Annotated in this window: 9 protein-coding genes and 1 pseudogene; 6 read left to right on the top strand and 4 right to left on the bottom strand. The window is 69.7% G+C overall.

The genetic code is table 11. The features are described from left to right. Window positions 1–213 precede the first annotated feature (213 nt). Window positions 214–1,002, top strand: a complete 789-nt coding sequence (locus tag ACZ7P3_RS26015) for an AAA family ATPase (protein ID WP_472085452.1) — start codon at window positions 214–216, stop codon at window positions 1,000–1,002. Window positions 1,003–1,208: 206 nt separating this feature from the next. Here ACZ7P3_RS26015 and ACZ7P3_RS26020 read toward each other — a convergent pair whose 3' ends face one another. Continuing rightward, complete coding sequence (locus ACZ7P3_RS26020) at window positions 1,209–1,766, bottom strand: hypothetical protein (RefSeq protein WP_472085453.1); 558 nt, start codon at window positions 1,764–1,766, stop codon at window positions 1,209–1,211. A 357-nt stretch (window positions 1,767–2,123) separates the two neighbouring features. Then, complete coding sequence (locus ACZ7P3_RS26025) at window positions 2,124–2,879, bottom strand: hypothetical protein (RefSeq protein WP_472085454.1); 756 nt, start codon at window positions 2,877–2,879, stop codon at window positions 2,124–2,126. A 401-nt stretch (window positions 2,880–3,280) separates the two neighbouring features. Between ACZ7P3_RS26025 and tap the strand changes: the two genes are divergently transcribed. The 5 genes and pseudogenes from tap (at window position 3,281) to ACZ7P3_RS26050 (ending at window position 10,768) form a co-directional block, all read left to right on the top strand. Continuing rightward, window positions 3,281–5,425 (top strand): telomere-associated protein Tap, encoded by a 2,145-nt coding sequence (gene tap, locus ACZ7P3_RS26030; RefSeq protein WP_472085455.1) that lies wholly within the window; start codon window positions 3,281–3,283, stop codon window positions 5,423–5,425. A 75-nt stretch (window positions 5,426–5,500) separates the two neighbouring features. Then, a complete protein-coding gene (locus ACZ7P3_RS26035) occupies window positions 5,501–7,339 on the top strand; it encodes a helix-turn-helix domain-containing protein (protein ID WP_472085456.1) in 1,839 nt (612 codons plus the stop codon). Then, window positions 7,336–7,938 (top strand): annotated as a pseudogene (locus tag ACZ7P3_RS26040) (AAA family ATPase); the annotation flags it as partial. The gene ACZ7P3_RS26035 and the pseudogene ACZ7P3_RS26040, both read left to right, overlap by 4 nt. Window positions 7,939–8,009: 71 nt before the next feature. Continuing rightward, window positions 8,010–8,462, top strand: coding sequence for a hypothetical protein (locus tag ACZ7P3_RS26045; protein WP_472085457.1), 453 nt, complete (start codon window positions 8,010–8,012; stop codon window positions 8,460–8,462). Next, window positions 8,459–10,768 carry a TniQ family protein gene (locus ACZ7P3_RS26050; RefSeq protein ID WP_472085458.1) on the top strand — a complete coding sequence of 770 codons (2,310 nt, stop codon included), beginning with the start codon at window positions 8,459–8,461 and terminating at the stop codon, window positions 10,766–10,768. Before ACZ7P3_RS26045 ends, ACZ7P3_RS26050 begins: the two co-directional genes overlap by 4 nt. Window positions 10,769–10,808: 40 nt before the next feature. On the opposite strand, the gene ACZ7P3_RS26055 is transcribed toward ACZ7P3_RS26050, so the two are convergent. Next, window positions 10,809–11,678, bottom strand: a complete 870-nt coding sequence (locus ACZ7P3_RS26055; RefSeq protein WP_472085459.1) for an IS5 family transposase — start codon at window positions 11,676–11,678, stop codon at window positions 10,809–10,811. Between the two features lie 485 nt (window positions 11,679–12,163). Further along, entirely contained in the window at window positions 12,164–13,237 is a 1,074-nt protein-coding gene (locus ACZ7P3_RS26060) for an ornithine cyclodeaminase family protein (RefSeq protein ID WP_472085460.1), read from the bottom strand. Window positions 13,238–13,447 lie beyond the last annotated feature (210 nt).

Here is a 13,447-nt window from a genome sequence, read left to right on the forward strand (position 1 = left end):
CCCGGCCGGACGGCGGCGGGGCGCCTGTGCCCGGGTTGGCTGGAAGGCCACCCCTCACCCAGACTGTCGGTCGGGGCCGGTAGCGTGATCGGGAACGTAGCCTCACTCTTCACAGTCGGCATGTTGGGAGCCCCGCGTGGCCATGGACGGCGAACTTTCGGGCCCCGGCAGGTATCTGGTCATGGCTCTGCATGCGGGTGTGGTGTGTGCCCCATGACCACTGCTCACGGCCGGTTCATCCAGCAGATTCGGCTCGCCCCGGGCGTCGACGACACCCGGTACCCCTTCAGCCTTCCCGCCGTGAGACAGCTGGCCCGTACCGGCACCCTCACGCTGCCGCCGGGAGTCACCTTCCTGGTGGGTGAGAACGGCGCGGGAAAGTCGACGCTGATCGAGGCGATCGCGGTGGCCGCGGGGTTCAATCCCGAGGGCGGCAGTCGGAACTTCCGGTTCGCCACCCGTGCCACCGAGTCCGCACTGGGCGACCACCTGATTCTGACCTGGGGGATCCGGAAGCCCCGTACGGACTTCTTCCTGCGGGCGGAGTCCTACTACAACGTGGCGAGTGAGATCGAACGGCTCGACACGGCCGGAGGCCGACCACTGCTGCCGGCCTACGGCGGGGTGTCCCCGCACGAGCGCTCTCACGGCGAATCGTTTCTCGACCTGGCCACACACCGCTTCGGACCTGCGGGGCTGTACCTGCTGGACGAGCCTGAAGCCGCCCTCTCCGTCCAGAGTTGCCTCGCCCTCCTGGCCCGCATGCACGAACTTGCCGCACAAGGAAGCCAGCTCCTCGTGGCCACACATTCGCCGGTTCTCCTCGCCCTCCCCGACGCGACAATCATGGAGATCTCCGACGAAGGCACCTTGGAGCGGGTCGACTTCGACCAGGCCCTGCCCGTGCGCCTGACACGCGCCTTCCTCGGAGCGCCCGGCCGATTCCTGAAGAACCTTCTGGAGGCCGACGACATCAACGGCGCTCAAGACAATCGACACTGAGCGCGTGTGGGGCGAGATCTCTCAACTCGTCGCGGATTTGGCTCGGTTGCTCTGGGTGCGCCACCGCGGCAGCGTCGGCGGAAGCCGCCGTGTCCTGGGCCGGCCGAGGAGCCGACACAACGCCTCGTGCCCGTGACGCATGCGCAACTCGATCTCACCGGTCGTCAGGATGATCCGGGCCGATGCGGTGCTCCAAGGAACTGCGCTCACTCGTGAGACGGCCTCGTCACTCCCAGATCCGTACGCATCATCGCGCGCATCCTGGACAGGTCTTGCCAGCCCTGCTTGATTGCCTCGCGTACGTTCTCGATGTCGTCGCCCTCGCGTGCCGTGCCGTGGGTGAGGCGGGCCAGGATGCCGTAGACAGAGCCCAGGACCCGATCGACCTCTCCCACCTCCGACAGCACGATGTCCGGCACGATCATCTGGGCCGTGGCGTACTGGCGACGGTAGTCCACGCGTGCCGCCTCGACCGTGGCCAGTGAATCCTGAGGGTTGTGCCCGATGCGCAGTACGTGGGCGTGGTCATTGAGGGTCGCCAGGTAGTGGCGGGCGGCGGCGTTGAACTCCGTGTACGCCGCTCGACGGGTCTCCCGGCCCGACTCCGTCTGCTGAGTGGCCAGTTCGGCGCGTCGGGTTCGTTCGCGGTGTTCCCACTCCTCGCGGCGGGACGTGTCTCCGCGGCGCTGGGTCAACCACGCCGAACCCAGGGTGCCGCCCACGCCCACCGCCGCAGCCAGCAGGCCCGTCACGGCCGAATCCATCGTGCCTCCCCGTACCAGTCACCGCTTCCGTACTGCTTCTCAGTGTCCCTGATGGGTGTCCCTGGCAGACCGAAGTCACCCACAGCTCCAGCGAGCGGACGGCGCCGCAGCCACGGCGGGTGGCCGCCCCGAGCGGGGACAACTGCCCCGCCCGGGGCACCCGGTCCGCCCCTCGATCACTTCTCGGCGCGGTTCCAGGACGTCCCTGCACGTCGATCGCACTCAGCATCACGTCGCCACACGAGGGGACTTGGACCTGGCGCAGACAACGGTGCCGGGCCTGGGGTGGCCCCCACGCCTCAGGTCATGCTCCCAGGCCCGCCCCCACCTGCGAGTGGCAACGCCGAAGGCGTCTTCCTACGCGCTGTGCTCCGCACGGTGGCGCTCGATCTCCAGGGCGAGGTCACTGCGTTCCCTGCGGGCCGTGTCAGCCTCCTCGCGAACCTTGTCGAGACGGTCCTCGAGCTGGCTGACGCGCTCGCGGTAGCGTTCGAGCTCGGCACGGACGAACTCGGCGTCGGCCACCTGCTGCGCGGTTTCCTTGCGGATGCTCTGCGTCTCTTCTTCGAACCTCTGCATGGCCTCATCCAGCTGGGCGACGGCCAAATCCGCGGCGTCTTCCGCCAGTGCGGTGCGCTGCTCGGCGGCCAGGGTTCGCTGAGCCGAGGCCTTGGTCACGGTCTCGATGCGCGCCTCGGCGGCAGCTGAGTCCGTGATGATGGCCAGCTCTTCGATGTAGGCGGGCAGGTCTGTGGCGAGCCTGGACATGAGCGCTACGAGTGCGTCGCGAGCCGCGGACCCGTCCTGCACGACTTCCGTCGCCTCCTCGACTTCGGAAAGCCCGGAGTCGGGCGTCTCGACCACCAGTGATGGCGCTGAGGCCTGAGCGGGAGGCTGAACGGGATCCGCCGCTTCGGCTGCCTTCTTGGCCTCGGCGGCCTGGCGCCTCTCTTCCTTGCGCTGCTGCCTCTTGGCACGGAACTTGCGGAAGGCTCCCAGGGCGTTGTGCTCGGGATGAGCGCAGTAACGGGGCGCCGGGTCGGCGGGCGTGGGCGCTGCGGGGGGATTGGTGCATTCCGGATAGGCGCACACCGGAAGTGTCTCAACAGTCATCTTCTCGCCTTTCTAGTGACATTTGGGGTCCCTGAAGCCGCACTGACGTCCGGCGCGGCATACGCCTACCGGTCGTACTCAGGGGGCTTACCGATCACGCTAGACGCGGACGGGACTTGGCAGCCGCCGTACGGGGTGGTCGTCAGCAATCGGTAAGGCTTCACGGCCACCCCGGAACTGCGGTGTGGCACTGGCAAGATGTGTGCGCTCCCGGCGTGTGGAGCGGCCCCGCGCCACTGGATGTGCCGGCGTGCCCGCACCGCACAGAGGCGGGATGTGGTGCCCGTGTCGCACGTGCCCGGTCGGTCGACATCACCTCACTCAATTTCCCTGAAAGGGTTAAGTAATTGAGTTAAATGAAGGGCTAAATCATGCTAGTGTCAGGGTGGAGGTAGAGGTATATGGCATCAGAGGAAGAGCTCTTCGCGTCGGTCGACGCGCTGCTGGAGGAGGAGCCGCAGCTCCCGCCCCCCGCGGAGCGCGCCCGTCTGCGGGAGGCCGCCGGTGTCACGCAGGCCCGTCTGGCCCAGGCCCTGAAGTCGACGACGCAGTCGGTGAAGAACTGGGAGAACGGCCGGAGCGAGCCGAAGTCGCCGCGCCTGGAGGCATATCAGCGGCTGCTGCAAGGCTGGGCAGCGAAATACCCGGACTCCGGTACCGCCCCGATCCCCGCGCCCACCCCGGCCAGGCCGCAGGCGCAGCCCGCTCCGGAGGGGACCGCCGGTAGGAAAGGGACCGACCCGGGAACGACCGCGTCGGCAACCCCGGCTCCGCGGGCGGAACTCGAGGGTCCCGCAGGCCGCTTTGTGCAGCCGACACCGAACCATCCGGCCGGTGGACGGCCCGCACAGTCGACGTCGAACCGTCCGGCCGTCAGCCGCACCGCACAGCCCGTCGGTAGCGGCTCGTACCCGCACGGTCCGCTCGCGGTCCTCGACGGCGACGGTTGCGCGTACGGCGTCGACGGGATCGTGCTGGACTGCCCCGCGACCACCGTTCCGGACCTGGTGGAGTGGACGCTGCGCGAGTCGGGACTGGGTGCGTCGAAGCTGCACCGCAAGGGCAAGGACTCCGACCCGCTGATCGTGCTCACCGCGGCCGCTGCGGTGAAGCTCGGGCTGCCGGAGCGGCTGGAGGGCCATGAGCAGCGCCGCTCCCTGCGACTGCCGGCTGACCACCCGGTCGTCAAGCAGGTCGCCAAGGCGAAGTGGAAGCTGACGCAGCGCGGGTTCGGCCCGTGGGCGCGGATCTACCGCCCGGCCCAGGCGGGCAAGCGGCAGTGCGTGCAACTCGCCGTCCTGTCCTGGGACGCCCTGGACTTCCGCGCCTGGCCGGGCGTCGCCGAGGCGGAACCGGCCGACATCGCCCGTGTGCTGGGTATCTACGCCCGGCGAGTCATCACCCCGCGCGGGTCGACCGCCGTGTCGGGACTGGAACTGATGACGGCGCTGCGCCCACCGACCCGGGCCGTGCAGGACAGTGCGACCGGCAACTGGGTCGCCAGCCACAATCCCGGCTCGCTCGGAAGCGAGCCGGTCGACCCCGCACCGCCGGAAGCCACACAGGAACACCCCGTCGTCGTCAACTCGGCCTGGAACGGCGGGTTCCTCGACGAGGAGGCGTACCAGTGGGTGCGCGACGTCGACCTGCTCACCGGCGAGGAAGTCTCGCTGCCCTTCGCGGTCGGCCTGGACCTGAACACGGCGTTCCTCGCGGCCGCATCCCGCCTGGTCGTCGGGCTGTCCGGCCCGGAACACGTGAAGCTCCCGGTGTTCGACAAGAAGGTCCCCGGCAGCTGGTTCGTGAATCTTTCCCACATCGAGCTGGACGCGCGCCTGCCCTCCCCGTTCACACCGTCCGGCCGACGTCCGGAGGGCCCGGCCTGGTACCAGACGCACACCGTCGCCTACGCACAGGAACTCGGCTACAACGTCCAGCCCGTCGAGGCGTATCTGCGGCGGGAGACCGGCGCCTACCTGGACCCGTGGCACGACCGCCTCAAGATCGCCTACGTCGATACCCTCGCGGAACTGGGCGTGACCAAGGACCTCAGCGACACCGAGTTTCTGGCGGCGATGGAACGGCACAAGCAGGTCGACCCCGGTCTGGCAGCCGTCCTCGCGGCCGTCAAGGCCACTGTCAAGGGCGGCGTGGGCAAACTGCGTGAGCGGCCGCAGGGACGGCACTACAAGGACGGCGACCGCTGGCCGGCGCTGGAGCGTCCGACCTGGCGTCCGGACATCCGGGCTGCCGTCATCTCCAAGGCCAGGGTCAACATGCACCGCAAAATGCTCAAGACGGCGGAGTTCACCGGCCTGTACCCGCTCGCCGTACTGTCCGACTGCGTCGTCTATCCCTCGCCGGGCCGCTCTCCGCTGGACTTCCTGCCCTACAGCACCAGCGGCAAGCCGATCCCCGGTGCCTTCCGCCTCGGCCCCACCCCGGGCCTGGCGAAGGTCGAAGGTGTCCAGACGATGGTCTGGGCGGTCGACCTGATGGAGCAGGGGCTCAACCCCGCGCGCCACATCAAGGGCGACGGCCTGTAGGTACTCAGAATCCGCGTCCGCCTGGCCCGCCTGGACGCCGGCGAGCGGGAGCAGGTGCTGGAGCGGGCCGCGCACGTGAGGGAGGTGCTCACGGGGTTCCGCAGCGGCAGCGAGGAGTTGGCGGCCGAGGGGGAGCCCCGCGCTGCCTACACGGTGGGCCAGCCGTTGGAGAGCCGGTACGAGGCGAAGGCGGCCGAGCTGGGGGTGGCCGCGCGTACGGTCAAGCGGTGGGCGGCTGCCTTCCGCCAGGCCGGCGAGGCGGGACTGGTGCCGGCCCGCAGCGGGCCGCGGTCCGGGCACCGGAACGCGGAGCCGTGGTCGGAGGCGGCGCTGGAGGTGATGGTCGAGCACACGGGGCAGTCCAAGCCGTCGCGCAAGATGGTCATCGAGCGGACCCGGGCCCGGCTGCTGGCCCGGGGGTTGGAGGAGGAGGACCTGCCCAGCCGGGCGACGGCCTACCGTCTCCTGGAGGACTTGGAGCGGCGTCATCCGACGTTCCGGCTGTCCACGAAGCGGAACCGGGACATCGCCGCCCGGCCCGGCGGGGTCTACGGGAAGCTGCGGCCGACCCGGCCGGGCGAGTACCTGCTGATGGACACCAACCGTCTGGACGTGTTCGCGCTGGACCCGGTCACGCTGCAGTGGCTGCAGGCGGAGCTGACCGTCGCGATGGACTGGTACACCCGCTGCATCTTGGGGATCAGGATCACCCCGGTGTCGACGAAGGCCATGGATGCCAGCGTCGCCCTCTACCAGGCGTTTCGGCCCCGGCCCGCGGGGGAGGACTGGCCGGCGCATGCGGTCTGGCCCGAGCACGGCATCCCGAGGTCGGTGCTGGTGGAGGCCACCGTGCTGGAGGGGCCGATGCGCTCGGCGGCGTCGCCGGCGCTGGTGCCGGAGACGGTGCTGGTCGATCACGGCAAGGTGTTCGTCTCGGAGCATCTGACCAGCGTCTGTCGCCGGTTGGGGGTCTCGGTGCAGCCGGCCCGGCTGCGGACGGGCCGGGACAAGGGCCCGCTGGAGAGATTTTTTCTGACCCTGCGCGGGGACCTGCTGCAGGGCCTGCCCGGCTACAAGGGCCCCGATCTGCACTCGCGCGGCGAGCGTCCGGAGGGGGAGGCGTTCTTCTTCCTCCACGAACTTGAGGCGATCATCCGCGAGCGGGTGGCCTGCGTGTATCACGTGAGGCCGCACACTTCGCTGGTCGACCCGGGGGTGCCGGGGCTGCGGATGTCGCCGGCGGCGATGTTCGAGCACGGGCTGAACCGGGCCGGTTACATCGAGGTGCCCCGCGATCCGGACCTGGCGTTTGAGTTCCTGCGGGTCCAGCGGCGCAAGATCCAGCACTACGGCATCGACCTCGACGCACGCCGCTACAACGGCCCGGCCCTGGACCCCTACCGCGGCATGCTCAGCGGTGAGCGGGACGGCAAGTGGCCGATCGCGGTGAACCCGGACGACATCAACACGGTCTACTTCCGCGATCCCGCCGACCGCCGGTGGCACGCGCTGGCCTGGGAACACGCGCCGGGCCGGGATATGCCGGTGAGCGAGGAGGCGCTGCAGTTCGCGCGCCGTCTGGCCGCGGCCCGTGACCGGTTCCCCGACGACAAGGCCGCGGTCCGGGACCTGTTCGAGCGGTGGAACCTGGGCCTTGGCACCTCGCTGGTCGAGCGCCGGATGGCGCTGCGGCTCGCCCGGGAACAGGCGGCTCTGGACCTGCCCGAGCCCGAGGAGAGCGTCGCCACGTTGCCGAGCGTGAGGCGCCTGATGGAACTCCCCGACGCGGCAGAGCCGCAGCCCGCGGCCGGGGCCGTGCCCGAGGCGGGCGACGACGACGTGGCTGATGACGCAGAGCTGGTCGAGCTGGAAGACGACAGCGACTTCTACACCGACGCCCTGGAGGACGCGTGACCAGCGAGAACACCTGGACCCCGGGCGATACCCACCGCCTGGACGCGCTGACCCTGTCACGCAAGGAGGGCTGGGCAGCGTTCGCGGACGCACAGACGCGCGTCCAGCCCGAACTGCTGCCTCGCAGCCAGTATTTGGCGCTGGGCGAGCGGGCGCGGGCCGAGTACGACCAGGCCCGGCGGATCTGGCACGCGAACCTCGGCCCGTTGCGCACCCCGCAACTGGCCGAGCTGCACGAGGACTTGTGGGACATTGTCGACAGCAACCTCCAGGACGGCGACAAGGCCAAGGGCGCCGTCGCGGTCGACGCCTTCCCCGCGCTCGGCAAGACCACCGCGGTCCTGGCCTTCGCCCGGGACTTCCACCGCCGGGAGATCGCCGAAGGCGGCGCGTTCACGGCCGGTGGGCACGAACGGCTCCCCGTCTGCCGGGTGGGCCTGACCGGCAACACCGGAATGAAGGACTTCAACCGGGCGATGCTGGAGTTCTTCGGCCACCCCGGCCGCACCACCGGCACCACGGCCCAGTTCGCCCAACGCGCCCTGGACTGCGTGCTCTCCTGTGATGTGAAGCTCTTGATCGTCGACGATCTGCACTTCCTCCGATGGAGGGCGACCGGCGGTGTCGAGGTGAGCAACCACTTCAAGTACATCGCGAACGCCCGGTCACCTTGCTGTTCGTCGGCGTCGGCCTGGCCGCGCGTGGCCTGTTCTCCGAGGGCGAGACCTACGACAACGCGGTCCTGGCCCAGACGGGCCGGCGCACGACCCGCCTGGGCATGCGGTCCTTCGAGCTCAAGACCGACCACGGCCGCGCCGAGTGGCGGCAGCTGCTGCTGGCACTGGAGAAGCGCCTGGTGCTCAGGGAGAAGTACCGGGGAATGCTCGCCGACGACCTGTTCGACTACCTCTTCATCCGCTCCAGCGGCCACATCGGCTCACTGATGACCCTCATCAACCGCGGCTGCCAGCGGGCCGTGCGCACCGGCGCCGAGCGTCTCGACGAGGAACTGCTCAGCCGCGTCAAGATCGACCAGGCGGCCCACCTGGCCCAGGACGACGTACGCAATCTCCTGAAGAGCCAGCGCTCCCGCCGGCCCCGTCGTCAGGCGGTTGGCCGGTGACGCACGCACGGACCCTGCCGATCCGCCTCGCCCCGCACCCGGGCGAGGCACTCGACTCCTGGTGGGAGGCGATCGCCCACCGGCTGGGCACCAACACCGGCGACGTTCTGTCCGCGATGGGTCTGCTGCCGCGCAGCCGGCGTGGGCCGGTGAGCTCGGGCCTCCTGGGCCACCTCGTCACGCTCCTCGATGAGGACCAGGCGGCGACAGCCGCCTGGTCCGCCGGCATCCGCCCGGAGCAGGTGCACGCCATGACTCTGGCCCGCTACGACCGGCGGGTCCACGTGATTGATCCTGGGCGGCGCCGGGTCGCGGCGCGGTATGTCTGGGGACGGGCCCGCGGTTCTCGCTACTGCCCGGCCTGCCTGGCCGAGAACGGCGGCAGATGGCTGCTGAACTGGAGACTCGGCTGGTCCTTCGCCTGCCTCGACCACCATCTGCTGCTGGTCGATGCCTGTCCCCGCTGCAGCCGTACGCCAAGGCACTTCCCGGCGACCACCAGGCATCCTCTTACCCCAGGCCACTGCCACAGCCCGGCGCAGGACGACTCCTCGCGGGCAGCGCGCTGCGGTCAGCCGCTCGAGGAGGCCGGCGCCATCGAGCTCACCGCGCAGGGGCCAGTGATTGCGGGCCAGAAGCTCATCGAGAACGCGATTGCCTCTGGGCAGGCCGATTTCGGCGTCTATCAGGACAAGCCCCAGCCCAGTCTCGCGCTGTTCGGCGACCTTCGGGCCCTGGCCTGCATCCTCCTTCTCCGCGTCCCTGAACGGCTGGTGGACTTCGTCCTACCCGAGATCCTGCCGGCGCATCAGCACCCCGGGCCCGGAGCACCGCGGACCTTCGACCCCACCACGGAGACCCGGCCGGGCCGTCTGGCCCCGCTGCGGGCCGCGACCACCGCCCTCGCCGTCAGCGCGGCCCTGCACATCCTCGGGCACGACGATGCTCACACCGCTGGCGGCGCCCTTCGCCGCCTGATCGCCGGCGCCGACGGCGTCATGCCGCTCAAAGTCGTGCACCGGTGGCGCCACGCCAGCGAGGTCTTCGACGCGATCCACATTGCGACGCTGGTCCCCCGGCTCAAACACAGCGACCAGCTGCGCTACCGCACTGCAGACCGGTTTCCCCGCAGGCCCAACCCTTCGGCCTCAGCCCAGGTCGCCGCGCGGGCCCACAGGATCCCGACGCAGCTGTGGCCGGCGTGGTCTGCACGGCTGAGCCCTCCGAGTGGGGCCCTGTCGCGCACCATCCGGCCAGCCCTTTCGTGCTACCTCCTACTCATCGGCGGCACGAGAGGGGACTTCACCACAGCGGCCCGGATCCTTCGGTCCCCGGCAGAAGTCCGGCTCGGTCCCCGCATGGCGCACCGGCTGACGAAGCAGGGCCACTTCAAGGCCATCAGCCTCGGCCTGTTCGCGCTGGCGGACTACCTTGACCAGGATGGATCACCGATCGACTACGATCGCCGCCGCGCAGTCGACTACCGCGACCTGCTGCCCCTGGACACCTGGATACAGCTCTGCCGGGACATCGAATTCGAGGCCGGCGGCGTGCGGCGGCACCAATTTGCCCGAGCGCTGCTGTTCGAGCGGATCAGCGGACTTCCCCCAGCCGCCGCTCCGGCTGCCTACGCGCCCGCCACGCCGGAGCTGCGGACCATGCTGCGAACCTTCGAAACGGATCTCACCCCCGCGCTGGTGAGCCAACTCAAGGAGCACGCACGCGAGTTCCTCGCCAAGCAGGGCATCCGCGACGAACCGCTCACCTGGCAGCCGCCGACGGACATCATCGACGGTCTTGACCTGCCCGGGTGCGACCTCGGGGACATCGACCTCGGCATCTTGCACCGCCTCATCCGGGAGGAATCCCTGACGACAGCCGGGGCGGCCCGTCGCCTGGGCGTCAGCCATGACGCTGTCCGCTTCGTACTGCAGGAGCAGCCGGCACCCCCCAAGAGATCCGCGATGTGGGATAGAGGAGCGACCATCCGTCGGGCCCGTGCCGCGCTCCCCAGGGACACGTTCGCCCGCCTCTACCTCGAGGAGTACCGCCCGCTCAAGTGGATCGCGAAGCACGTCGGCGTGAATGAGGAGGCCATCAAGGTCCTGGTCCGCGAGTACGGCATGAGCCGCGAGGGCAAAGCGACCCGATGGCGCCAGATCGATCTCGACTGGCTCCGCGATCAACGGGCCGCCGGACGCACCTGCCGCGAGCTCGCCGAGGAGACCGGCTTCTCGCTCGGCATGATCAGCTACCTGGGTCGACGGCATGACCTGCCCGGCCGCCGGCTCGCCCGGAAGGGCTGACCTGCCGCGTCACGCGGCGGAGTCGTCGTCGAGCGCCAGCTCAGCAACCCAGGTCTGGGCGGCGGCGAGGTTCGGCGCGGTGCCGACCACCTGGTAGGTGAAGTCGTCCCCACCGGCTCATCGCCCACGCCGACCAGCGAGAACTCGCCGAACTCCGCGAACGCCGCACCCGTCCGCCTGGCTGGTACAGCCGCCGCATCTGGACCGAGACAGCCAAGACAACAGGGCAACAGACTCCATGAGTGCACCGTGCTTGACAGATCTCTACTACCCACCGTCTTGGCAGCACGACGAACCCCGTGGTGTCGTCGGAGCGTTTGACGATCTCAAGGGTGAGCTGGAGCTTCTCGGCGGCCCAGTCGACGAGCCGGCCCGCGTAGCCGGAGTCCGCCCATACCAGACGGATGGAGAAGTACCGCTGGCGCAGCCGGGTGAGCAGCGGCACGGCTGCGTGGCGGTCCTGCACGCTCGCCGCGGTCACCAGCACCGCCAGGATGAGGCCGAGACAGTCCACCACCACGTGCCGCTTCCTCCCGCCCACGTTCTTCCCGCCGTCCCATCCCGACGTTGACCTGGGGATATTCGCCGCTGCCCGCACCGACTGCGAGTCCACGACCGCCGCACTCGGATCCACGTCGCGGCCCTCCCTCGCGCGCACCCGGTCCCGGAGCCGGTCGTGGAACTCGGCGAGCAGACCGGTCACCTGCCAGCGTCGGACGAAGGTGTGCACCCGCCGGTACGGCGGGAAGTCCGCGGGCAGGTTCGCCCACTTGATCCCGTTGTCGACGACGTACCGCACGGCGTCCAGCATCACGCGGTGGCAATAGCCCTCGGGCCGGCCGCCCCGCCCCTGAAGCCACGCCGGGACCGGCAGCGCCGCCCGGACGACCTGCCATTCCGCCTCCGTCATGTCCGAGGCGTAGCACGGGACGCGGTCCAGGCGATCTGCGGCGTTCCCGAACCGGTGCGCGAGGCAATCGACAGCGACACGCGGGAGTTGGACGCGGCGGACACACTCACGCAAGACTGCGACAACAGGGCCTCCGGAAGCTCGGGTCGACTCGCAATCGCCGAGCTACCAGGAGGTCTGCCTTCATGCGCCGATACCGTCACGACCACCCGAACAGGAACCCTGTTCGATCACACCCGCTCACGCCCGGAATGCGGATGGCTTCTAACTCCAGCTCAGCGCAGGCAAATCCACAAAGTCGCGTCTCTAGGGGAATCTGGCCGCGTCACCAGCCTCCACCCCGCTGACCTGTACCTTCAGCCCGGCAGGTACTCCAGAACCCCTGAATCACGAGGAACGCAGGCCTGTGCGCGGGCAGCAGGTCGGAGCGGTGTCGGCGGCCACGGTGAGCAGGCCGCCGACACCGCCCGGTCAGCGGGTCGCCGTCATGCTCCGAACCCGCTCGTGACGTCCACGGGCAGGAACGCGTAGGGGTCGTACGGGTCGCCGCTGTTGGCCTCGACGCGGATCAGGCTCCCGATGCCGAGCTCGTGGGCCAGCTCGTCGAACAGCTCCACCATCGCCAGGTCCTGGATCGCCAGTCCGGTCGAATCGTAGACAGTGCGCTGGGCGCGCAGCCCCGCGTACCGTCGTGGATCGCCCAGCACGGTGCTGATCGACGGACCGATCGCGTCGGCGGCCAGCCGCTGGCATTCGCCTTCCTTGCGGGCCTGGAGGTTGTGGTCCGGACAGACCGTCGCCCGGTCCAGCAGGTCCAGTGGGAGTTCGGTCTTACCGGGCATGTCGGAGCCCACGCAGTTGAGGTGCACAGCCGGTTTCAGGCCCTCGCCCCGGATCACCGGCCCGTCCCCGGGCGCCACCGAAGTGGCCGTGCAGATGACGTCCGCCTGCGCCTCCAGTTCGGCCAACGGCACGCTGCGGACCAGGCCGGGCCGCATCCGGGCGCGGCTGGGGAAGCTGTTCTCCGCGGCCGGGTTCACATCGCTGACCAGCACCTCATCGAACCGGAAGACCCGGGACAGGGCATGCAGTTGGGTCACCGCCTGGGCCCCGCAGCCGACCAGGCCCAGCACCCGCGAACCGGGGTCGGCCAGGGCCCTGCTGGCCACGGCCGAGGCGGCGCCGGTGCGCAGGGCGGTGGTGAACGTGCCGTCGATCACGGTGCGCAGGTGGCCACTGTCGGAGTCGAACGCCAGCACCGTGGACAGGATCGTGGGCAGGGCGTTCTTGGCCGGGTTGTGCGGGTTGTAGCCGACCGCCTTCACCGAAACGGTCGAGCCGTGGCGCACCGCCGGCATCCACTCCAGCAGGCCGGGGAACGGGGTGGTGAACCGGAAGCCGTCGCGCTCCTTCTGCTGCACCACGCCTGCGGCCTCGGCCGTCGACACCGCCTCAATCCTCTCGATGGCGAGCTCGAACAGCCGGGCCAGGCCGACGTGTGCGACGACGGCCGCCACAGCGGGAGCGTCGATGACGCGGGTGGTCTCAGTGGTTTCCAAGGCGATTCTCCAAGTAGGGATATGGCCGGGTGCGCAGACCGTGGCCGAAATGTGCTCCGTGGCAGAACGGGCAAGTCGTGAGGGAAGGGCTGGTCGTGAATCGGCCGCTTCCGGTCCCGCAGCGGTACATCGGCGCCGCCGCGTCGGTCGGCGATGATCTCGGCGAGGGTCGACATGGCCCTCTCCTGCGGGATGTGCACGCCCACGTAT

It is taken from the genome of Streptomyces sp. NPDC107581 (genome assembly GCF_055657175.1).